We start from the raw sequence: 24,345 nt of genomic DNA, 5'->3' as shown, positions 1-24,345 counted from the left end.
TGACCGCCTCATGATGCGGCAGGAGGACGAGGCGGACCATCCCATTTGTGGTGACGCCCGCAGCAAGGCGGAAAGCTGTCGCGCATCTGATGGATCACCACCAGATGAGCGAACGGCGGGCGTGTAAAGCCAGCGGCTTTTGCCGAATGACGGTCCGTTACGAAACCAGGCGCAGCGACGATGATCGTCTTCGCGAGCGGATGAAAGCATTGGCGCATGAACGCCGTCGCTTTGGCTATAGACGCATCCACGTGTTGCTCAAGCGCGAAGGGCACCGCGTGAACCACAAGAAGCTCTTCCGGCTCTATCGGGAGGAGAAGCTGACGGTGCGCAAGCGCGGCGGTCGGAAACGAGCGATCGGCACACGTGCGCCGATGCTGGTCGCGATGACGGCCAATGACCGCTGGTCGCTGGACTTCGTGTCGGATCAACTCACAGATGGCCGCAGGTTCCGGGTACTGACGATCGTCGATGATTGCACCAGGGAATGCCTGGGCCTCGTCGCCGATACATCGCTCTCGGGCCTTCGGGTTGCCCGTGAGCTGGATCGGATCATCGAGAAGCGTGGCAAGCCGAAGATGATCGTCAGTGACAACGGGAGCGAGTTCACCAGTAATGCGATCCTGCAATGGACGGACCAGGTCAAGGTGGAATGGCACTACATCGCGCCGGGTAAGCCGATCCAGAACGCCTTCATCGAAAGCTTCAATGGCCGACTGCGGGATGAGCTCTTGAATGAAACGCTCTTCTCGTCACTGACCCATACCAGGTCAGCGCTCTCAAGCTGGCGCAGCGACTACAACGACCATAGACCACACTCGGGCCTCGGCTGGCTGACGCCTTCAGAGTTCGCTCAGACCATCAACCCGCGACGTGATGCGGTGCTGCGCAGCCGGAACGGCTCCGCACCGCAACACGCCGCTACCGCCCCAAATACAACAACCCAAAACCGCTGGAGCGAACTCAAAACTGGATAAAACTTAGGGGCATGGCCAACGAAGAAACCGATTTAGAAACTTTCATCGAGATCGTGACGAAATCCCTTCAGCTTTTCGCTCGAAAGGTCTTCGATAATTTTGATCCGGTTCTCGCCTCGCTTGCTAACTCGTCCAAGAACTGACCCTAGCACCGGTGAACTTGGGCGTGCCACTTTCGCATTCACTCCGAAGCCCTGCTGGATTGCCCACATAAAGGCAGAATAGAAAAACGACCCGTATCGCAATCAATAGGCTCGATCCATCAGCAACCCTGCCCAGAAAACAAGCGGCCGGCCATCGAAGATGGCGCTTCGGCATTTTGCAGTCATTTGAGGACCGGTAGTGACGGGTATGTGGCCCTCAATGAGGATACCACTGCCGAGCGAAGCCGACTTATTTCTCACCGAGGCAGAAATCTACACTAGCTAATTGAATTTACATGCCTAAATGGCGGAGAGGGTGGGACTCTCCGCCAATTAGGCCCGCGATACCTGAGAAGCCTGGGGTTTTCCTAACCCCCTGCCCGCGTTTGGCAAATTACGATACCGGGAGGTGTACCACGGACGATACCCGGATCTCAAGGACCTCGACTTCCGATGGCACCCTTGAGCATAAACTTCCCGATCGGGTTGGTTTTTGCTCTCAGATGACAGCACTTCCCGATCGGTAAGGATCGCATTGTTTCTTAAGAAATCTTCCTGTACGGTAAGCCAACTCAGGAGATGTTCTATGTTCAGGTCCGCACGCGATTTCGGCGCCGCGATCAGGGAGAAACGCAAGGTCCTCGGCTGGACACAGACCGAGCTGGCCACACGGTCCGGCACGGGTGAACGGTTCATCGTCGAGCTTGAATCCGGCAAGCCGAGCTGCCAGCTTGAAAAGTCCTTGATCGTCGCACGTACTGTCGGCATCGAGGTCGGCGACCTCAGAACGGTCGGGGCCACCCTGCCCTCCTCTGACGATGATCTGAACTTCCTGCCGACCTTCGGTGACGGTCGATGACGACAATCTTCTACGAAGCCCTCCCCGTCGCCCACCTGACCTTCGATGGCGAATGGCGGATGGACTATGATCCGAGCTGGGAAGCGCGTCGTTCGGCATTCCCGGTGTCGCTGACCATGCCGCTCCGTTCAGGCCCCGTCGGTGCTGACCGGCTCCTGCCCTGGCTTGCCAACCTGCTCCCGGAAACACACCTCGCCGAAATCGGCCAGCGGCTAAAGGTTTCTCCCCAGGACATCGTCGGCCTGCTTGGCCACATCGGACGAGACACGGCGGGCGCATTGTCGATCGGCGAGCCGCGGAAGCCTGGGGTCAACATGCAGCCCGTTCCAGATGAGGAAGCGCTGGAGCGCATTCTAAACGAGCTACCCGCCAAGCCCTTCCTGGTAGGCCAGCGCGGCGTCTCGATGTCTCTAGCGGGTGTTCAGGAAAAGCTGCCGGTCTTCGTCGACGTCGACGGCAGAATTTCGATTCCGGTGGACGGAACACCCTCCACCCACATCCTGAAGCCGGACACAAAACGACTTGCCGGAAGCGTAGAGAACGAGGCCTTCTGTCTCGCCCTTGCAAGCGCATGTGGCCTAAAAGCGGCAGAGGCGACGATCGGCGTAGCAGGCAAGCGACGCTATCTATTGGTGAGGCGCTATGACCGCTTCACTGACCCCCAAGGCGAAATCCGACGACTACATCAGGAAGATCTTTGCCAGCTCACAGGCCACTTCGCTTCGCAAAAGTACGAGCGGTCCTCCACGGGCAGTGGCGTGACCCTGAAGATGATGTTCAACACCATCAGTGACTTGGTTTCACCAGGCGAACGCCTCACGCTTCTCGACGCAGTGATCTTCAACGTGCTGATCTGCAATTCGGATTCCCATGCCAAGAACTATTCGATCCTGATCGGTGCTGGTGGCTCGACGAAGATGGCACCGCTCTACGACTTGATGTGCGCGGCCGTCTATCGCCAGGTCGACCAGAGCCTGCCACAGGGGATTGCTGGACGGTTCAATGCCACCGAACTGCGACGGGCGAATTGGTTGACCTTGGCTGACGAGATCGGACTAAGCGGCGCATCGACCATCAGGCGCGTGGAGGAGCTAGCCGAACGTGTCAGCGCCGCGTGCGACGACGTCGCATCACAAATCACTGGCATGGCCGGCGATCCCGCCAGGGTTTTGGAAAAGGTCACCCACTCCACTCAGAAGCGGCGCCGGAGAATTCAAGTGCAAAGTCGCGACTGAAAGGAGCAGAGCGTCGCAGGCACTGCGGAAATCATTTCCGCTTTAGTCCGAATGCCTCCCCGCGCTAACAATTTTCTCATCCAACCGCCTGATCTCACCATCACGTTAGTTGTGCCATTTTGGTTGGCCGAATGACGACTGTTGGACTGGATTTCGCACTTAGCCGAATGACGCAAGGCGTCCGGCACTGGCGCTTACCTTCAGACAAAGCCTGTTCTTGGCAGAACAAAAGCGCTGATGCGTCGCGGATACGATGCCTTGCCGTTGAAGTGATCCGAGACAACAATGCCGCAGAGAAAAAACCAACGTCCTGAACTCACAAGCCCGAAGTGCACTACATCTTCGACGTCAACGTGGCAACGGCGCGTCGCAGCAGTATCCGCATCCAACGATTCCTGTTTTCTATCACGCAGACTGCCTCGCTAAAGGTGTAAAACTCAGCTCAAGATTGTAAATATCCGTGGACAACGCACCATCATCACGTCATCTTAGTTTAGGACATCCCGCCACGCGCCGCGAACCTCGGTAAGAATCCAATTTTCTTTACTTCAGGCCCCTCATAATAACGCACTAGATTGACCATTAAAATGACGCTACAACCGAAGAAAAATACAGCAACGTCATTTATTTACTTCGCATATGGATCGAACATGTTGCCTCAGCGGTTGCTGGATCGGTGTTCTTCTGCAAAGCTAATTGGAACCGGGTTTGCGGCTAACTTCGGCCTCGAGTTCACGAAACTGAGCACGGATGGCTCAGGGAAAGCGACGCTGGTTCCCCTGCCTGGGTATAGTGTGCAGGGCGCGCTTTTCGAGATGGACGTTTCGGAGCGAAATGCTCTCGATCGCTATGAAGGTGCCGGGTTTGGCTATCGCCGCGAGGATAGCTTTGTCGTCAACTCGCCCGCACTAGGCTTAGATGCCGAAGCGAGCACCTATATCGCAACCGCGAGAGATGATCGATTGATACCGTTCGACTGGTATCTTGCAGCCGTGATTGCGGGGGCGCTCTACCACGAATTGAGCGAAACTCATGTTGCGAATTTGCGGAGCACGCAATTCTTTGAAGATACAAATACAAATCGAAAAACCCGGATCGCAGCAATCCAAGCGATGCGAGATCATGGCATCAAGGATTTTCGAGCGCTGCTTGGAGCCTAGTTAAGCCATGCCGTTGACCTTGAAACAGATGCCCGCGCTTCCCCAGTGCGAAGGTGAGCAATGGACCGTCAATGGACCGGACGCGCTTGCCCATTTGGTGGCGCTGGTCTTGATCGGACAAGCCTTCCACGCAGCCTTGATCCTGGAGGGTACACAGCTCGGGGCGCCGAAGATCACGACCAACCTGAAGGCGACCTTGGAAAAAGATCTTCACCCTATGACCGATAAAGGCATCGAGCATCGCGACGGCCTGCTGTTCGAGATAATCTGCTGGGTAGCTGCCCGCAAAGGGATGACAGGCGACGAAAAAATCGACAATTCGCATCTTAAGTCGACTAATCAGGGCACCGACGGCGTGAAAGTGACGCTGGACCCCGCGACCAACACGCTGACGAGAGCCACTGTCTACGAATACAAATGCACAATTCACGCACGTCAGAAATTCCAGAGCCAAGTTCTAAAATCGTTCCGGGAATATGTTTCGGGCAAACGCGACAACCAGCTCGCGCAGGCAGTCATCGCGTTGCTGGAGAATTATGGTCTCGCAGGCGCGCAACTCAAGACGGCTTACGACACGCTGATACAAAGTCGCCCCTTGGCGTTCGAGGCCTCTCTGACCGTAAGCCCCTCGGTTTTCTCTACAGAAAGATGCGTGGCGCTGTTCAAGGACTACGATTCTCTCTCCGTTGCGGCCGATGTCCGTCGTGGCAACACGCTGCCACTCGACAACGTTCGGGTCTGGTTTGGCGAGTTCGCCGGTCGCGTTTGGGCGCAGATTGCGAAGTTCGATGTTTGACGCCCAGACTTCAGCATTGATCCGCACCGCACCCGCCATTTCCGGGGTGGACCCGGCATTGCTCCCGCAGGAGTTGACCGGGATTTACGCCGAACTCGCTGGTCTCAGGTTACGGGCGGCAGCGCTCACCGATCAGCCCGATTATTTGGCCCAGTTGGAGCGGATCGAGCGGATCGCGACAATTTACGAGGCTCTGGTCGACAACGGAGCCGAAGACCATGAGCGCCGGGCGGCGGCTTTTGTCGCTGCGACGGCTTACCAGCTTTTGGGACGAGTTCGGCCGGAACTCGAGTTGCGTGACGATCTGCTGACAGCACGCGCCATAGATCCGCGAGTTTCGGCTCCACTTCTTTTTCTCATCGCGGAGCAGAGTCCCGACGCTCGAGAGGCAGCACGCGAACTTGCCGGGTCACGGCTCGACGACATCCAGCGTGGTGCTCTCGTTGAGAGTATCGAAGATCTTGCATTGGAACGTTTCGAGGCGATCCTTGAACGAGCCGAACGCTTGGTGGGGCTTAAGCCGGGAGCGGAGACACCCTTCGACGAAAAAGCCACCCAGGCCCTTTATGGACTGTGCTGGAGCGGACTGGTGCAAATGGTCGCTCGCCTTCTCGATCGGCCAAACCCTGAACTCACCTACCAGTCGTTTGGTACACCCCAACAGGCTTTCGCTCGCGTGGTGGAACTTGCGACCCGTCCGCTCGACCTCCCGGAAAGCACTGGCCTTAACATTATCTCGAGCTATGCCGGACCACGCCACCTGGCCCGGTTACTGATTCGCGTAGCCGACGTGCTGGAAAACTCCGGTGTCACACGAATCCCGCCACCAGCGGGCGCCGAGGAGCAGGCTTGGAAGCTATGGGTTCGCCATCGTGCAGCGAATAAGCCGGTTCTCTGGCCTAATCACCGCGCGGCCGTCGCGACTGGTTTTTTGGATGTGGGCAAGTCTGCGGTGCTCGTACTTCCGACAGGCGCAGGGAAAACAACTCTTTCCGAACTCAAGATCGCATCAACGCTGTCATCCGGCAAAAAGGTAATCTTTCTGGTACCCACACTGGCGTTGGTAGACCAGCTCCGCGACGATCTGGCCGAGAGTTTTCCTGAGACGTTAATAGACAGCGTGGTATCGACGGACGGCGATCTGACCGCCCTGATCCGCGGACCCGAACTTGAGTTCGATTGAGGTCATGACGCCTGAGCGGTGCCTGGCCCTTCTCAGTTTCGCCGAAACGGACATGAGCGATCTCGGGTTGCTCGTTTTCGACGAATGTCATCTTTTGAGTTCTGAGGGTGGTGGATCGCGCAGCGTCGACGCGATGCTTTGCCTGCTTCACGCCATCAAACGGGCTCCTAACGCCGATCTTTTGCTGTTATCCGCCATGCTCCAGAATGCCGATGAGGTGGCAGATTGGCTCACCACGATTACTGGGCGACCATGTGAAGGCTTCCATGATCCGTGGAAGCCGAGCCGCCAGGCTCGCGGTGTGGTGATTTATCCCAAAACGCAAGTCGACGCAGCCGACTCCATCGTCCGGCGGAAGAAGCGCCTCAAGAAGGCATATCAGGCACCACCGCTGTGCGCCGATCCGTTTGCCCTCTTCGGGTTGCACCACGCGTGGGTCAAATCGGCCCCCACCGATATACGGCTCGTTAGGCTTATGGACGCACCCGTCGTCCTTGCCCATGGTACTAGGCGCGCGACCCCAAACGCGAATGATGTCGGCGCAGCGTTAGCCAGGAGCGCCGCTCTAGCTGGTCTCAAAACGATCATGTTCGTACAGCAGGCGGATCATGCGCCGTCGACCGCGAATTGGCTTCGTGGAACCCTCCCCTCTCCACCCGAGCTAACAGAATCCGAAAATGGTTTATGGGTCGACGCGATCGCGGAGCTTGGTGCCGCAAGCTGCTCGCTCTTTGATCCGACCGCCCCTGCAATCCCGCACAACGGCGATATGATCCCACTCGAACGGCGTCTCGCGGAATCGGTATTCAAGAAGTCCACGGGAGTGAACGTGATAGTCGCAACCCCTACCCTTGCTCAGGGAATGAATTTGCCGGCGCAGGTCGCAATCCTTGCTGGAACGATGCGGCACGACGAAGAGGGTCGCAAGCCGCTTGAAGGCCACGAAATCTTGAATGCCGCCGGTCGAGCGGGACGCGCAGGCCATCTCGCCAATGGTACGGTTTTGTTGATCCCCGAACCGGTCGTCCATTTCGACGCGAACGCCATCCCGGAAAATGAAGCATTCAACATGCTAAAGGCGGTGCTTCCTCAGAACGACCAATGTGTAAAGATCAACGACCCGCTGAGCGCACTGTTGGACAGCATCCAAGACGGTCAACTGCTGGGAGCCGGCGTCCGATATTTTCTCAGTCGGCTTCGCGCAGGTGAGCCTGAAGATGCGGCGGTCGACAAAGCTGTAGAAATGATCCGCCGCTCTTTTGCCGGATACCAAGCAAGGCAATCAATGAAGGAGGCTGCTTTCGAAACCAAGCTTGGAGCGTTGAAGACGGCACTTGATACAACAACTGTTGAAACATCGGCTCCGGTTATGCAGGTCGCAGCTTTCACGGGACTGCCAGTTGAACCGCTGGCGGCTATTGCCGCCAAAGTCGAGGCGCAAATTGAAGCCCTGCCATCGACCGTTTGCGGTTGGATGGAGTGGCTAATCGATTTCATGATTGCCGATCGAGACAGCTATTCGCTTCTTTTCGGATCGGCCGTAGAAACCGTCAAAGCTGTGACACGTGGATCCAAGACGGGCGGCGAAAGCACCGCAAAGGAAATGGAGATACTAAAGACTGGGCTCGCAGCGTGGCTCAGGGGAGAGCCTTTTTATAAGATTGAGGCGTCGCTAGGCGTGCCTGTGGCAAGGATCGGAATTTGCAAGCGAACGCGCGACCTTGTCAATCAAATTGCTAACCGCCAACTGTACATGGTCGCGGCGGCGGCGGCGCAGGTGATCCAGCAGACCCTGGCCGCAAAGGGCCAAATTGCAGCCAATCCTGCGGCGCTCGAGATCCTCGCATACGCAATTCGCCGCGGTCTCGACTTTCCCGAGAAAGTCGCCTTTGCCTATCGTACCCCAAGCGCTCGCTCGCGCGTGCTTCTACACCGAGCCTTTGCGGAGAAAGTTGGCGAAAGGCAGCCGATACTCGGCCACGATTTTGAACAGGTGATGCGCCATCTTGATACCGTACTTGCCTTTGGTTCGCTAAACTTGGGCGAGTCCAAAGTCACGCCTCCGTCCTGATCGAACACTCACCGAATTATCCGACAAGCTTCATAGCCAACCCTTCGTGCCCATGCGCCAACCAACCTGAATGAGATTTAAGTCTGCGTCAAAGAGACCGATGTTTGAGCTTCGATGACCGATATGAAGGCGCAAGGCGGAAATCATTTCCACCTCTGGTCCGAAATCCAACAGTCGGCTCATTGCAGTAGGCTGTCGACAACGGACGTTAGCCGGAAGCGCACGTCAATCCCAACTGATGCCATGGTTAGCCTCCAGACGCTGGCATTTGACGTACAGGTTGCATTAGAGGAAGTAATGTGACGAAGACGAGCGAGTCTACGTCAGGGAGGGAAGTGCATGGCGACCGTTTCCAATATCCGAGTCAGCGAGATTGGCGAGTTCATCAGGTTCCAGTCCTGCGAACGGCGATTTAAGCTTGGCTTAAACAACCGGCAATTGGCTAGGGCTGTCCCGTTTTCGGAACGGCTGTTCAACAGTCTCGATCCGGTGCTGCAGGAAGTGGGCAAGCAAGCGGAGGATGACTGGGAGAAGGCACTTGCAGCACAGGATATCGCTCGATTGGAGGTCGAACGATCAGAGAACGGGAGCGTTTCCTGGCACGCCTTTGCGGAGGCCCTCAACCATGTTGAGACTGGTAAAGAAGTCTACTGCCGCGAGGTCGAAATCGCAGGCCAAGTAGGTGCGTTTCAACTTAGCGGCCGGATGGATTTCGTAGTACTGCTCTGGGATGAGGGCGCCCCTCGACTGCGGATAGTTGAGGGGAAGGCCAGCCGCAAAGACCGGACCTACCACCGGATCCAGCTTGCAGCCTACATACTTTTGCTTCAGCAGGCTATGACGGCGAAGCCAATCTACGTTTCGGGCACAAGGCTGGAAGACGATGCTGTCGTCGGCACTGTGGTTCGCATCGATGAAAGTACAAACGAGCCCCAAGACATGTTGGCTCGCCAACCGCTTAACCTTGATACGGAAATGGCAGACGTGTGCCGCCTCCTTGCCACAGATGGGCTCCTGGCAACCGTTGTGGAACGCGAGCTCGACGCGCTCGATTACCAACTTGACGCTAAGTGCGACGGATGTGTGTTCAGCGTGCACTGTCTGCCGGAAAGCGCCCGACAACGCCGCTTAGAGCTGGTCGGCATCGCGCCAAATATTTGCCGCGTGCTGAGAGACGCGGGTGTGCCGGGTATTGACGCGTTGGCAGACCTGGATCCCACCTCGCCAATCGCCGATGGAATTCGACGTGCGGCGGGGTTCGACAAGGATCTTGATCAATTGATCGCCTTGGCAAGCGCTCGGCGCTCAACATTACCGCGTGCTGACGAGGATCCGCCGGAATACCAGGTCCAATCTCTGCCTCACTCCGGGCGCGGCCAACTGCCGCCGCACGAGATGATGGGGCAGCGACTGGTCCGCATCTATCTTGAGGTGAATTACGACTACACCGAGAACCGCATTGGAGCCCTTGCCGCACACGTGACCAGTAGCGATGGACAGGTACGTGCACCGTTCGGCGAGGATCGACGACCGGTAGCCGGACTTGTCGAAACACCGCCCGGAGATACAATCGCGCAGAGACCGGTGCAGGGACGGGACGTGATCACGTTTCAAACTGCGCCATGGTCGGGCAAAGGCGATCAGGACACTGGCGCAGAACGGCAGATGATTCAGCAGTTCCTTTTTGAGGTTATCGAAGCGGTAGCAGAGGTAGCGCAAGCCCCACACGTCCCTATCCACTTCTACGTCTTTTCGCGCTCCGAGATGACGCAACTGATCGAAGCCTGCACCCGCGCAGGATCCGTGCTTCTTTCCCATCTGCGCGAATTACTTGGCTCGCGTCAGAACTTGGAGCAGCTCATCTTCTCGTGTATCCAAGACGAGATCGATGACAGATTTGCCCTTGGTTGGACCGGTAGGGGCTTAGCGGTTGCGTCTTCCCTGACGTGGTTCGGACAGCGCTTTCATTGGACACGGATGGTTGCCGGGGCGCCTGTCGAACTCGATCGCGTTTTCGAACAAGACATCTTCGATTTCCGCAGCACATTAGACGTAGACGCAGGAGGCGCCTGGACTCCAGCCTCCGCTCCAGGGTCGGTTCGTCGCCGTTTTGAGATACGCAGCCGCTTCCACGACACTCTAACCGCTCCTTACTGGCGGGCCGTTTGGCGCTCGTTGCCGACTGATGTTGAAGATCCCCGCACTAGAGCTGCGATCGATCGCTACCGTCGCGCGGAGCAGCCTGGCCTCGTTCGCGCATACCTCCACGCCCGTGTTCATGCCTTGCGCTGGTTAGACGAGCGCATACGCTTTAAGAATGAGGAAATAGAGAAGCCGCCGTTAGAAGTGGCGAGCCTACAAGTTTATGAACTCGGTATCGATACCACTGCCCGAGCCGGAGTAGATTTCCTTCGGTTAGACCACCATGTTAGAATGACGGACTGGTTGACTTCCAATATCCGTCCCCCAGCAGCGCGGGTCCAGACAGGACGCACCATACCCCTTCGAAACATCAGAACAAACGCTGAGGGTAAGATCGTTGCCGATTTCGATGTCGTGCGCTTTGGCCTTAGCGCGGAAGAGCTGTCATTACGCTCTTCGATAGACGAAGGCTCCTTCGTAAGGTTGAGCCCGTGGTCCGGCGAAGTTGCGGAAGGGCAAACTTTACGTCAGCTAACTCATGGGGGCGCTACCTGCCTAGTCACTGCGGTTGATTGGCTGAACGGCACGATACGAATGGAGTCTCTATTCTTGAGGGAAGCCACGTACCTTCTCAGAAGCGGATCATACGCTCCTAGTACGTCGGTCTTTGACTTCGCAACCGTCGATGAGAGCCCTTCCGACTTCATTGCCGGCAATGTAGAGGGCCGCCTGATCGGGGGAATGGGGCGACACGTCTTTGAATGGTTTGAGCCGTCAAGGCCGAGGATACCAGCGGCTTCACCGATCCCACCTGCACGCCTAGGACGCATGGAAGCACTCCTCGCTGCGTGGCAAGCCCCTCATGCGACTGGCGCCGCCCCCTTAATCCACGATCAGGCTCGGGCAGTACTCGATGGATTGTCTACGCGAGTGCAACTCCTCAAAGGGCCGCCAGGTACAGGTAAGACAGTAACCACCGCGGCTTCGATTTTCGCCCGGATTGCTGCGCGGCTACGACAAGGCGGGATTGTGCTTGTTGCAGCTCACACTAATCTCGCGGTTGATACGTTAATGCAACGCCTTCTCCGTTACCGCGACAGTTTCAAGTCTGAGGCGGAAGCTCAAGGGTTGGAAATGCCCGGCGTCGTCTTGTCGCGGGTGCACAGCAGCCAAGCACCTCTCGACTACAACGGGATACGCAACTTTAGCTCAAAATCCTGCGCGACTAAGATCAAAGAGTGGCGCGAGGAAGGAGCACTGGTCATCGGAGGAACCACCAATGGTCTTCTAAAGATGGCAAAGGAACTATCGGACAAGAGGCCCTTTAAAGATCAAGTAGGCGGTTTCAGCGCGGACGTACTTGTAGTGGACGAGGCCAGCATGATGGTGTTCCCTCACTTCCTGTCGCTAGCGACTCTAGTTTCAGGCGGTGGCGAAATTATGCTGGCGGGTGACAATCGCCAGCTCTCCCCCATCGTGGCTCACGATTGGGAGAACGAGGACCGTCCACCAGCTCAGCACTACCAACCGTTTAAGAGCGCATATGAGGCGATCATGCGGATCGTAGATGAGTCACGCCCTTCACCCACAGAATGCCTGGAGTCGGCTTTGACCTATACCTTCAGGCTGCCTCCAGTTATTCGTGAGCTGATTTCACGCATTTACGGTGATCTGGACGGCATCATTCTGGAGGGGCCTTTACTGTCGCCGACAGAAGGCGCCGGCATACCCTCAGGTGACTGGTCGGACATTTGGAAAGAGGACGAAGGACTCATTCTTGTAGTTCACAGCGAGCGAAACTCCCGCCAGAGTAATTCGCTTGAGGCCGAATTAATCGACACCATTCTCATGTCGCGGGACCGACTGCTAGCTGACTCTGTTGCAGTTATCACGCCCCATCGAGCACAGAGGGCGCTTCTCAAGGGGCGCCTTGCCGCTATCGCCGATGCGGCATCGATCATTGACACTGTAGAAAAGGTACAAGGTGGAGAGCGCCCAATCATCGTGGTCTCGGGTACCGAGAGTGACCCGCATTCGATCGGCGCCGCGGCAAGCTTCATCCTCAACCTCAACCGGGCGAATGTGGCTTTCTCCCGCACGCAGGAAAGATTGATCGTAGTGTGTGCAGAGACGCTGCTTGATCACGTTCCGTCTGATCTTGAGGACTACGAGTCAGCGATGCTTTGGAAATCTCTACGAAACCTGTGCCGCCGCTTGCTCTTCACCACCGAGGTCGGCGGGTATCGCGTCAAGGTCCTCTCTCCCGAGCGCCGTTTCTGAGGACGGTTTACGTAGCAAGGCGGCCGGCCCCTTCCCAGTGCCGGGATGCGCCTTGTGATCTCCTATAAGTTGCCGATACTTCGCAGGAACATCTCTGGCTGGCGTTGGTGGCGGGGCTGGCCCTTTGTCAGGAACTGCCAGATGTACCCGGGGGCAATATGATGTGCCCTGCAATGTAGAGACGATGCGCCGGGCGACCGCTTCGGCCAGAGCAGGTGGGACAGCATTGCCAATCTGGCGGCGGGCGGCGCGGTAGTCGCCCACGAATGAGTAGCCCAGCGGGAAGCTCTGCAATCGAGCCATCTCAGCGACCGAAAGTGCTCGTCCGTCCCAATGGAATGGGCCAGTAGCCGGACCGGGGTTCGCCTGTATCGTCCATGCCGGCTTATCCTTGGCGAGTTTGAGCAAAAAGGACCAATATCGGGTGCGCCAGCCGAAAAGAGGCAAGCCCTGACCACGATCGGTGTGCCAGAGGTAGTTCTGGCCCTCTGGAATGGACCCGAGTAATTCGCCCCACTTCCCTCTGGGCTTGAGCTGCTTCAGCTCTGCCTCAGTAATGTTCATTTCACCGATGGCATCCCATGTAGTCGCGATTGGATGTTCGAGATTTGGGCCGGTGATTGGGACAGGAGCCTCGAAGTGCTGGCCATCGCGGAAGGCAACGAGGAATGCTCTTTCGCGGATTTGAGGGACGCCAAAGTCCGTGGCCTGCAAGTAAGCGATACTGACCTTGTACCGGGTTTGGTGCCGCTCGTTGATCTCTGCGAGGCGCTCCTCGACAAGCTTCGCAGCCTCGTCCTTCTCGCGATACGCGATGCCTCGAACGTTCTCGATGACCAGGACCCTCGGCAGCAACGCCTCAGCGAATTCTAACATCGCACCGAGCGTGCGCGCGCGCGGGTCATCGAGGCGTTTGGTGCTGCCAGCGACCCAAAAGGCTGACTTCGAGAACGGTTGGCATGGAGGTCCACCCATGAGCACATCAGCTTCGCCTGGAGCAAGCCCACCTATGTTTAGTAGATCTTGCGGAGTGAGGCGCAGCACGTCACCGCCTTCAGGCTGCTTCCAGTTTGGTCGGTTGGCGCGAAGCGTCTCGCGTGCATGCTTGTCCATCTCGACTGCAACCCTGGTTTGGAACCCTGCAGCCTCGAAGCCCAGATCCAGTCCGCCTGCACCCGTATACAACGATACTACATTCAATCCAGACTCGCTAATTTTGTAATGGCTCATCTTCAGCCCCTCGATCGGAGGACCGTACCATGCTGACGACCATAGAGCTCGCAAAATCTTCCGCTCAAGACGCTAGGAGGCGCATATGGGGTTGATAGCTCGTGCTTTATCGCAGAGCGTTTTCCCGGCAAGCGCAGGTCCCCTAAATGCTCCAGATTGGGGAACCCCCATCGAAACTGGGGTGATAACACTGTAGATTTCTACTCCTGACTTGGCGCAACTACCTTCACCGCAATCGATGCCCAGCCGCGGTCGAAGGTGAACGACCCAGTGCGGTGATAGGGATCCTGGATCTTCAGCAGACAAGCCTGAGGGGTGCCTGCGTGTTCGACGATGTAGAGCCAGAACAATTCTTTGTGCCGTCGAGCCGCATCCATCTGTGGTAACGACATCGTCGCCGGCCGATTTTGCAGAGACCCATTCATCGCCTTTACCTCAATCAAGCGTGGAGCTTCGTCGGGCATGGTTCTATCAATCAAGTCGAAGCCCTTGTTTCCGGTGGGCGCCTGCTCAAGCCAAGGCTCGAAGGTCTTGATAAATGCGATCGCGGACGCTTCCAGCGCCATCCGCTCCTGATGCGTTAGGCCGTCGCGTTCTTCGTCGACTGCCTCCTCAGGAAGCGCCGCGACATAAGAGATAAACTCCGTACGGGCGGCGGCGCCTGAACCTATGCCGGACGCAGCAATGCTCCCGCCGACTTTGGGCTCGCTAGCGCCTCCGCTACCGCCATTGCCACCAACGCCCGAACTCAATCCGATGCCGGTAAAGTTTCTACCAGGATCGCCTGTTTCCCTCTGGGAGCCCACGTAAGCGTTCTCACGTGAAGCCTCGTCGCCGGGCTAATTCTTGCCTCCCCTCTCCTCGTACTCATCTTTTCCAACTTCGGTCTTTTGGTCCAAGTCATCCGCCGGCCCAAGCAACTGGTTCAACTGCTCGACGCTCGTCAGTCCACGACGCTTGAGTTCGTCAAGGAACCGAGCATCAAGCCCGACTTCGCGCGCCAGCATCGCAATGGCCGGCGCCTTGAAGACGACTCGGCTTTCGAGCAGGGGATGGCTAGGCCAGTCCAGCTCCTCGAACAGTACCTCATTTGGGCGGAGCAACTGCCCAGTGGCATCCGGTATCCACGGGGTGGACTTGAGTCGACGCACAAATTTCGCGTCTACTTGCGCCGAACGGGCTGCCATATAGGTCCAGTTGTAGGTAACGGACAGCACATTAGGGCGGCGATCAATCAACTCCGACAGAGCCTCCCACAGGAGACGCGACCGTAAAGAACGCTGATCAGGTGATAATGTCGGGAGCAACTTTAGCAAGCCATCAAGTCCAGCAATGTCAAGATCTGCAATCGGCTGCTCGCTGCTTGCTCCCTCCCACCCTGCGGCCTTGCGGACGTCCTGCCGCACGGCTTCGCTCAGGTCGGCAGTTGCGCTGACAGTCCTCAGAACACGTACAGCGCCGGCAGCCTCAAGCATTTCGCGAACTGGCTCGCCACGTAAACAGTCATAAGCATTGTCGACTAGAAACACTCCGGGAACATCGGCAAATAATCCCAAGAGACGTGCCGTTGCCAGATAGACGTTGCCGGGCACCGAGATGTAGCCCGCGTTATCGGCAGCATCGCGAACCATCACGATATTTGCGGACCGAAGCGCCGCAACCAATTTCTCACGTTGCGTTTGCGAGTCAGTCTGGAAAGCGCGTACCATTCTAGCGATATCTTCGGCGTAGTTTCCGGTGGCGACCTTAATCTGCTTATAGCTAGGAAGAAGATTGTGAATGACGTCATCGACGGGGTCCGGCTCGGTCAAATTGGCTAGCGCCAGAAACCTACGCGTCTGTGCGTTGACCAGTGACGCTCTCAAGGTTGGAAAACCTGTCTTCTCCCCGATCGGCAAGAAGACTTGACGCATGCCGTGCCGCATCAGCGGAACATGGGTCCCGTCCTCGAGGCGGAACAGCGCCATCTGCTGTATACGGCTGCTCCGCAGTAGCGCTGGTTGGGCTTCAAGCAGGCGGTACAACTTGATCATCCAAGTGTCGGACTGCTCGGCGAGGAACTCGTCGGTCATTCGGCCCAGCACTTGTTCAAGTGAGAGTTCGCTGATCTTCAGATCCTGGTTCAAGTAGCTGCGGATCTGCGGCGCCCGGTCAACAGTGATCTCTGGTCCGGTCCAGTAGACGTTGCCATCAACCCCCAAGAGTGCCCCGAGGTGCCTCGGTCCCAGCAAGTCGCGTACGTCTTGGCTACGGGCCAATCGCAATTCGCCCGCGCTTGCAAACCGACCCGAGGAAGTCGGTAACAGTTTCTGGTTCCGAAAGGCTTCAGCGGTCCGCTCGTAAAGGGGCGCAAACAGCCCGTCAAATTTCGATCGCTCGATCGGCAGCGTGCGCAGGGCTGCCACATTAAGTAGCCCCGTATCGCGTAAATGGCATAGCGCATCGACCACCAGGTCGGCCGTCAGGCTGGCAAGCTTGACGTTCCAAGGTTCATCAGCGGGAATGTTGTCTCGGCTCGGCGTTGTTTGGTACGGCCCCTGGACTAGAAAGCCCGTGTAGGTCGGTAAGACTGTCGGGAAGAAAACGACAAGGCGCGCATCCGGCATTGGACGGATCAAGCGCTCACCTTCCTCAAGCACTAAGTTGAAGGCAAGTTCGGCTTGCCCGACAACCGCACCGTTGTGCTCGACGTCTCGAGAAAAAAGTAGATAATCGGCGCGATCGGTTTCGATGCCGCGCGTGGTTTCGAGCGCCACCTCGCGCATGAAGCCCGAGGCAGAGGACAGGCGACGATAGCTGCCGCTGCCTTCTCCCTCGATCGACCAAGCGATTTGCTCTACCTGTTTAAGGAACAGCAGGGCTTCCCCGCCCAGCGACAGTAGTCCTTCAGCGATTTCCTTAAACGCGCTGGGCTCCTCAGACTTCAGCGGCAGCACAATGACCGTTTCGTCAGCCGCACGATCCCGGGCGGGCAATGCGTAGGGCAACACGTAGTCGACTATTGAGAACGCTTCGCTGCCCGAGTACACCTCGGGTTTCCATGTGAACGCGTAAACCGATTTGAAGCCTATCCCAAAACGACCAATGGAATTCACACCCTTGGTACTCTCATCGATGCCGCAGATCCCCTTCACATCGTTATGGTCAAACGGTGATCCGAAATGCGAAATTGTGAGTTCGGTGGACGTCAGACTAAAGGTAATCGTGCGCGAACCGCTCCAGCCCGACCGACGGCGCAGTGCGTCCTCGGCATTTTGGATCACCTCGTAAATGAAGTGCGTGCGTTTGTCGTAGCGATCCTCAAGCAGCCTTTTGCCGATTCGCCCGATAGCTCTGCCGTACTCAAGGCGGTTCTCCTCGCGCAATGCACCATAATCGACTTTCATGCAGCCTGCTGCCTCAATCCTTGCGTGATAGTAGTGTTTCGCGTTTAGCGCGAGACTTGACCACATTCGGCGACGAGTGACTAGTCAGACTCTGCATTAGCCGAAACAGGCCCCCCAACATCGCCCCTACCGATCGCGAATGAACTCTTACTTTAGGAAGCTAGCGCGGTCGTTAGCGGCGAATTGTGCAAAGCGGAAATCATTTCCGTAAGGGTGACACTGCCCAAGACTTTCCCGAAAATTGGAGGGAAGTCGGCTCTCACGTCAGCCCGAACATGCTCTCGCCATTCAGAAGAGTGTGAGTTCACTGCAAAAAATAGATCAGTTAGAAATTCGCGCTGCTAGAGTGCCACTAAGAAGACCAAGAGATGAGCACAAGGCAGATCTAGTGACCAAACTGAAGTCGCGGCCATTGCTTGGAACCGTCTTGAACACATTCAGACGCAACGCAGATCTGTTTGAGCTATCTGGGTCGGACATGCTTGTGATGAAGCGCGGCTCGACATCGACGGTTTCGCTTCAAGACCTCATCTCGCCGCCATCGATCGAAAAGGGGGTATTTGGCACCTCTTGCAAGTTCTTGGCATCCGGTGGACGCGAATTCCTGTTGCGCGGCGTTCGGTTTCCGGATGCTTGTTCCTTCTCCAATGCCGTCAAGACGGCTTGGATTGCCTTCAACCTTGATGCTTTGGAGCGCGATGCGGATCGGTTAACACTCCTTCATGCTCAGATAGCAAATCTGGAATGGCCGACTACCTATCCCGCCGCCTGTCTAATCACCCCTCTGCTACACGATGCGAATGGCCTCGATGCCTCACTGCTGTCCAAACTCAACCTCGAGGCCATCGGTCCGGAAGCGGCAGCGCTTGTTACACGGGTCAGAAACTTTGCGGAGAGTGCGAAAGCCATACGCTCGGCTGCAATCGTTTCCTTTCTCACCAGCGAGCTGGAGCGCTGGAAAGAGTTCTTTGACACGATCGAAAGCAAACCACTGACGCCCGAACAGCGACTTTCGGTCGTTGTCGATGAAGACGCCACGCTGGTTCTCGCGGGGGCCGGCTCCGGCAAGACGAGCGTCATAACGGCCAAGGCCGCCTATCTTGTTAAAGCCGGTATTCGCCGGCCGGAAGAGATCCTGTTGCTGGCCTTTGCAAAAAACGCGGCAGCGGAAATGTCCGAACGCGTTGAAGCACGCTCAGGCGTCCCGATCGTAGCCCAGACATTTCATGCCATTGCCTATGACATCATCGGCAAGGTGGAAGGCACAAAGCCGCCTCTTGCAGACCACGCCACCGATGACCTGGCGTTCACCAACCTGATCAAGCAGATCCTCAAGGATCTAGTCCTGACGCTGACTGAGGTATCGAGAGCCATCATCCAGTGGTTCGCGCACTTCCTGGTCGAGCCCAAGACCGAATGGGATTTCAAGACGAAGCATGACTATTACAGCCACCTGGAGAAACAGGATCTGCGGACCCTCCAAGGGGAGAAGGTGAATAGCTACGAAGAGCTGCAGATCGCCAACTGGCTCTACGAAAACGGCGTCGCCTACGAATATGAACCAGACTACGAGCACAAGATCGAGGAAACCGGGCGCCGGGATTATTGTCCCGACTTTCGCCTGACCGAGAGTGGTGTCTACATCGAACACTTCGGGGTTCGACGTCAGATGCTGGCTGATGGCACCGAGCGCTTGGTCACGGCTCCGTTTGTGGCTCGAGAAGCGTACCTGGCCGGCATGGAGTGGAAGCGGAAAGTTCACACCGAGCATGGGACCACGCTGATTGAAACCTACAGCTATGAGCGGCAGGAAGGGCGCCTGCTTACCAGCTTGGCGGAAAAGCTGACGCCCTATGTCACCCTCAGTCCACGGCAAGCCGACACCATCTTCGATCGTGTCGTCGAAATGGCGCAGGTCGATACCTTCTCGCAACTGCTCGCCACGTTCCTGCGCAAGTTTAAGAGCGGTGGTTACAGCTTCGCCGATTGTGACGCCAAAGCAGAGCAGATGAAACTTGGCAAACGCGGCAAGGCTTTCCTCGCGGTCTTCGCCCCGGTATTTGCGGAGTATCAGAAACGGCTCGGCGGACGGATCGATTTTGAGGATATGATCCTACGGGCGGCGCACTACGTTGAAACGGGCCGATATGCGAGCCCATACCGCCATATCCTTGTTGATGAATTTCAAGACATTTCTCAGAGCCGGGCGCGGCTGGTGAAGGCATTGAAGGCCCAGCATTCGGATGCACGGCTTTTCGCTGTCGGCGACGACTGGCAATCGATCTTCCGTTTCGCAGGTTCTGACATTCACCTCATGCGCCAGTTCGGCGCTGAGTTCGGTGGCAGCTTTGACGGCGAAACCGGAGTTCATCGAACGGTTGATCTTGGGCGCACATTCCGTTCGGTAGATCAGATTGCCTATGCGGCCAGATCATTCGTGTTAAAGAACCCCGCCCAGTTATCCAAACAAATCGTTCCTGCCGGCACAGCAACCGAGCCTGCGATTAAGATCCGGATGGTCGCGAAGAACGATGATCAGACCGTTCTGGTTGAAACGCTTCACGCCTTGTCCAGTGGAATTGAGCCGGGGACGACAGCCACAGTTTTGTTGTTGGGGCGATACCGTTTTCTTGAGCCCGATATGCGGGATCTCAAGCGGCGTTTTCCGAGGTTGCGCATCACCTTCAAAACCATTCACGCCTCGAAGGGGCTCGAAGCTGATCACGTTATTCTGCTAAATGCCGACAGCGGGCGGGCAGGCTTTCCCTCGGAGACGGTCGACGACCCACTGCTCAGCCTCGTTTCACCCGAGATTGAGGCCTACGAAAACGCAGAGGAGCGCCGCGTCATGTACGTGGCCATGACGCGCGCCAGGCATACGCTGACGATTCTCGCTTCGAAGTCGCGCCCATCATCCTTTGTTTCCGAGTTGGCAAAGGAGCCTGGCTACAAGGTCGCGGCCTTCACCGAAGAGGACGTCGTCCATGAGTGTGGCGAATGCGGCGGGCGGTTGCTCGACGTTAAAGGCCAGGATGGGCGGATCTGGTACCGTTGTGAGCATGTGGATCATTGCGGAAACATCCTCCCGGCTTGCCCGTCCTGCGGCGTTGGCCTGCCCCGGCATCTTGATGGGACGCCCGATCTCGCATGCCGGTGTGGCTGCACGGTTCCGACTTGCCCGGAGTGCGGGGATGGTTGGCTGGTCGAACGCTCCGGGCGATATGGTGCATTCCAAAGCTGTGTCCGCTTTCCCAGTTGCACCGGAAAAACTCGCAGTGCGGCCGCTCCGGACAAGGCCAGAAGGCGAAGGCAGAGTCAGACCGGGCAGATCCAAGGATAGCGCACAGATGAAGCGTAGCCATGCTGACACATCACTCTGAAATGCTTGCAACTCCAGTTTGCCTGCTCCCCTAACGTGTGGCATGTTCACGCGAATGAGGTGAGCATCTGGGTGGGGAATTGTCGGCTAACTTTGGTCATCTGCAGGAGATCAGCCCGGAGCTGCATCGCCTCGGCACGCTGGCCGAGCGCTACTTCGCCGAGGATGCCAACACCTCACTGATCAAGAGCCGTCAGTTCGGCGAATACATGGTCAAAGAGATCGCCGCCCTCTCCGGCGTTTATGACCCCGCCGCGCGTGAGACGACGAACGACCTCCTTCGACGACTCAAGACCCAGCAGGTGCTGCCGCAGGAGGTGGCCAACATCTTTCATGCCGTGCGCACGAGCGGCAACAATGCGACGCACGAGTTTACCGGCTCCCCCGCAGAAGCACTCGCTGCACTAAAATTCTGCCGGTCATTGGGGGTCTGGTATCGCCGAACCTATGGGCGTGATCCGGGGTTCAAGCCTGGTCCCTTTGTGCCGCCACGAGCCTCTGCGGATATTGACCAGGCGACCCAGGCGGAATTAGCCGCACTGCGTGCCCAGGTCCGGGAGGCCGGGGAGAAGCTGGCGGCGGCCCATGCCTCGGCGGAAGACCTCGCAAAAGCCCGCGCCGCTGCCGAAGAGCTCGCCCGCCAGGCGTCAGCCGACAGTGCCGTCTGGGAGCAGACCGCCGTCGAGATGGAGGCCAATCAGGCCGCACTCGCCCGCAAGCTTGCTGAACTGCAGAAAGCGGCAGAAGCCCAGCCCGAGCAGTTGCAGATCGAGTTCAAGCAGGCGGGCCTGAAAGCGGCGAGCAGCCTGGAGCTCGATGAACGCCAGACCCGCCGGCTGATCGACGTGCAACTCGTCGATGCCGGATGGGAAGCCGACAGCGACCGCCTGGCCTATCAGAGGGGCACCCGACCGGAGGAAGGCCGCAACTTGGCCATCGCCGAATGGCCCTCCGAAGGTGGCCGGGTGGATTATGCCCTCTTCGTCGGCCTCACCTGCGTTGGTGTCATCGAGGCCAAGCGCGAAAGCGTCGATGTGCCCTCTACCTTGCAGCAGGCCGAGCGCTATGCCCGCACCATCTTGCTCGACCCCGAAAACGCGCATCCACACGGCCCCTGGAAGCACGGCCTGGATGAGCCCTTTCGTGTCCCCTTCGTCTTCGCCACCAATGGCCGACCCTATGTGCGTCAGTGGGTGACAAAATCCGGTATCTGGTATCGGGATGTCAGGCGCGAGACCAACCACGCCGTCCCGATGACGAGCTGGTTCTCTCCAAAAGATCTCCTCGACAAGCTGACCACCGATGTGGATACCGCCGCCCAGGGTCTGGCAGAAGAGAGTTTTGGCAAGGGGCGCATGCGCCCTTATCAGGAAGAGGCGATCGTCGCGATAGAGAATGCAGTGGTCGCGGGCCAGCGCGACATCCTCGTGTCCATGGCGACCGGCACGGGCAAGACGCGCACGGCAATCGCGCTGATGTATCGCCTCCTGAAGCACAAGCGCTTCCGCCGCATTCTCTTCCTCGTTGACCGCAAGGCACTCGGCCGGCAGACAAGCGATGCGCTCGAAACCACCGAGATCGAGGGCATGCTGAACTTCGCCCAGATCTACAAGGTCGCCGGGCTGGAGCAGAAGCTGCCGGAGGACGAGGACGAGGTGCAGGTTGCGACCGTCCAGTCGCTGATCGCCCGCATCCTCAACGAGCCGGATCCGGCCAAGCGGCCCACGCCCGGCACCTTCGACTGCATCATCGTCGACGAAGCCCATCGCGGCTACACCCTGGATGCGGAGCTGCGCGAAAGCGATATCGGCTTCCGCAACATAGACGACTACCAGTCAGCCTATCGCCAAGTTCTTGACTACTTCGACGCCGTGAAGGTGGCGCTGACGGCCACACCCGCGCTCCACACCCGCGAGATCTTCGGCCACCCGGTCTTCCACTATGGCTATCGCCAGGCCGTCGTCGAAGGTTACCTCAACGACCACCTGCCGCCGAAGCGCATCACCACGGCGCTGTCTGAGGCCGGCATCCATTTTGAGGGTGGCGAGGAGGTCGAGATCATCGATCGAAAGACAGGCCAGATCGATCTGTTCGAACTACCCGACGAAGTCTCGCTGGATTACGACCTCGCCGACTTCAACAGGCGGGTCTACTCCGAATCCTTCAACCGCATCGTCTGCCGCGCAATCGCGACCGAGATCCCACCCTCCAAGCCCGGCAAGACGCTGATCTTCGCCGCCCGCGATGCCCATGCCGATGACATCGTGCGTCTTCTGGTCGAGGAACTGCAGGAGGAATACGGCAAGGAAAACGTGCCGCATGGCATGGTGACGAAGATCACCGGCACGGTCGACAAGGCCGACGACCTGATCCTGAAGTTCAAGAACGACCCCTATCCGAAATATGTCGTCACGGTCGACCTGCTCACCACAGGTGTCGACGTGCCCTCCATCTGCAATCTCGTCTTCGTCCGCCGGGTCAAGAGCCGTATCCTCTACGACCAGATGATCGGTCGTGCCACGCGCCTTTGCCCTGACATCGGCAAGGAGCATTTCCGCATCTTCGATGCCGTCGATCTCTATGCCGAGCTGCAGGAAATGAGCGACATGCGCCCGGTCGTCGTCAAGCCGGATATCGCGCTCAGCCAGCTCGTCACGGATCTGCAGAATGCGGAAACGGAAGAGGACAAGAGCTGGGTCGCAGCGCAGGTCATCGTGCGCATGCGCAGCCTGGTGAAGCGCATGGATGCCGAAACCCGCGAGAGCTTCGAGCGCCACACGGGCGAGAGCCCCGACATGGCGCTGCAGCGTCTCTCCACCCGCTCCGGTGCCGAGTTGCAGGAGTGGCTGGCAGACCATCCCCGCGCCGTCGAACTTCTGGAGCGCCGCCCGCTCCACACGGAGAAGAATGACGGTGTCGTCATCTCCACCCATGAGGACGAGCTGCTGCGCATCGAAGAGATTTTTGGCAAGAACACGACGCCGGAGGATTACATCACCGGCTTCGAACGCTTCGTGCGCGAGAACATGAACCAGGTCCCGGCGCTGATTGCCGTCACCCAGCGCCCGCGTGATCTGACCCGCAAGGAACTCTCCGAGCTCGCCGGCCTGCTTGACGAGAAGAACTATTCCGAAGCCATGCTGCGCGCTGCTTATGGTCGCGCCCGCAATGCCGATATCGCCGCCCATATTATCGGCTTCGTCCGTCAGGCAGCCTTGGGCGATCCGCTCATCCCCTATGCGACCCGCGTCGACAAAGCGATCATCAAGATCGAGTTCTCCCGACCCTGGACCCAAAAGCAGAAGGAATGGCTGCGCCGCATTGGTCGAGCCCTGAAGGACAAGCCCGTCGCCGACCCGACCCTGCTCGACCAGGGCGCCTTCGCCGACAAGGGCGGCTTCAAGCGCATCGCGCAAGAGTTCGACGGTGAGCTCGACGAGGTGCTGCACGCCTTCAACGAGGCGATCTGGGCGCCGCCAGCCGCGTGACGCTCAGGCCGTCGTT

Annotated in this window: 12 protein-coding genes and 1 pseudogene; 10 read left to right on the top strand and 3 right to left on the bottom strand. The window is 57.9% G+C overall.

Annotation, left to right across the window (positions count from 1 at the left end; genetic code table 11):
• Positions 1–47: 47 nt before the first annotated feature.
• The 8 genes and pseudogenes from ACWPVA_RS18290 to ACWPVA_RS18255 form a co-directional block, all read left to right on the top strand.
• A pseudogene (locus ACWPVA_RS18290) lies at positions 48–977 on the top strand (IS3 family transposase); the annotation flags it as partial.
• 729 nt (positions 978–1,706) lie between these two features.
• Positions 1,707–1,979 carry a helix-turn-helix domain-containing protein gene (locus ACWPVA_RS18285; RefSeq protein ID WP_454289032.1) on the top strand — a complete coding sequence of 91 codons (273 nt, stop codon included), beginning with the start codon at positions 1,707–1,709 and terminating at the stop codon, positions 1,977–1,979.
• The gene (locus ACWPVA_RS18280; RefSeq protein ID WP_454289031.1) at positions 1,976–3,214 is read left to right on the top strand and encodes a HipA domain-containing protein; all 1,239 of its coding nucleotides are present in this window, start codon (positions 1,976–1,978) and stop codon (positions 3,212–3,214) included. The genes ACWPVA_RS18285 and ACWPVA_RS18280 overlap by 4 nt, the downstream gene beginning before the upstream one ends.
• Before the next feature lie 575 nt (positions 3,215–3,789).
• Positions 3,790–4,374 carry a gamma-glutamylcyclotransferase family protein gene (locus ACWPVA_RS18275; protein ID WP_454289030.1) on the top strand — a complete coding sequence of 195 codons (585 nt, stop codon included), beginning with the start codon at positions 3,790–3,792 and terminating at the stop codon, positions 4,372–4,374.
• A gap of 7 nt (positions 4,375–4,381) precedes the next feature.
• Entirely contained in the window at positions 4,382–5,170 is a 789-nt protein-coding gene (locus ACWPVA_RS18270) for a hypothetical protein (protein WP_454289029.1), read from the top strand.
• Positions 5,163–6,353, top strand: a complete 1,191-nt coding sequence (locus ACWPVA_RS18265) for a DEAD/DEAH box helicase family protein (RefSeq protein WP_454289028.1) — start codon at positions 5,163–5,165, stop codon at positions 6,351–6,353. Before ACWPVA_RS18270 ends, ACWPVA_RS18265 begins: the two co-directional genes overlap by 8 nt.
• Positions 6,340–8,424, top strand: a complete 2,085-nt coding sequence (locus ACWPVA_RS18260; protein ID WP_454289027.1) for a DEAD/DEAH box helicase — start codon at positions 6,340–6,342, stop codon at positions 8,422–8,424. Before ACWPVA_RS18265 ends, ACWPVA_RS18260 begins: the two co-directional genes overlap by 14 nt.
• A gap of 339 nt (positions 8,425–8,763) precedes the next feature.
• Positions 8,764–12,846 carry an AAA domain-containing protein gene (locus ACWPVA_RS18255; protein WP_454289026.1) on the top strand — a complete coding sequence of 1,361 codons (4,083 nt, stop codon included), beginning with the start codon at positions 8,764–8,766 and terminating at the stop codon, positions 12,844–12,846.
• Here the strand turns inward: ACWPVA_RS18255 and ACWPVA_RS18250 are convergent.
• From ACWPVA_RS18250 to ACWPVA_RS18240, 3 genes are all read right to left on the bottom strand, one after another.
• Complete coding sequence (locus ACWPVA_RS18250) at positions 12,760–14,076, bottom strand: DNA cytosine methyltransferase (protein ID WP_454289025.1); 1,317 nt, start codon at positions 14,074–14,076, stop codon at positions 12,760–12,762. The genes ACWPVA_RS18255 and ACWPVA_RS18250 overlap by 87 nt on opposite strands.
• Positions 14,077–14,276: 200 nt before the next feature.
• Positions 14,277–14,828 carry a protein NO VEIN domain-containing protein gene (locus ACWPVA_RS18245; protein ID WP_454289024.1) on the bottom strand — a complete coding sequence of 184 codons (552 nt, stop codon included), beginning with the start codon at positions 14,826–14,828 and terminating at the stop codon, positions 14,277–14,279.
• An 87-nt stretch (positions 14,829–14,915) separates the two neighbouring features.
• Positions 14,916–17,462: a sacsin N-terminal ATP-binding-like domain-containing protein gene (locus tag ACWPVA_RS18240; RefSeq protein WP_454289023.1), complete on the bottom strand. Its 2,547-nt coding sequence runs from the start codon at positions 17,460–17,462 to the stop codon at positions 14,916–14,918.
• Between the two features lie 388 nt (positions 17,463–17,850).
• On the opposite strand from ACWPVA_RS18240, the gene ACWPVA_RS18235 reads away from it, so the two are divergent.
• Together ACWPVA_RS18235 and hsdR are read left to right on the top strand one after the other, a co-directional pair.
• On the top strand, positions 17,851–20,802 hold the full coding sequence (locus tag ACWPVA_RS18235) for a UvrD-helicase domain-containing protein (RefSeq protein ID WP_454289022.1): 2,952 nt from the start codon (positions 17,851–17,853) through the stop codon (positions 20,800–20,802).
• Between the two features lie 119 nt (positions 20,803–20,921).
• The gene (hsdR, locus tag ACWPVA_RS18230; protein ID WP_454289021.1) at positions 20,922–24,329 is read left to right on the top strand and encodes a type I restriction-modification system endonuclease; all 3,408 of its coding nucleotides are present in this window, start codon (positions 20,922–20,924) and stop codon (positions 24,327–24,329) included.
• The last annotated feature ends 16 nt before the right edge of the window (positions 24,330–24,345 follow it).

It is taken from the genome of Rhizobium arsenicireducens (assembly GCF_964021225.1).
Note: the sequence above shows the minus strand (reverse complement) of the source record. Positions and strands in the feature narration are given on the sequence as shown.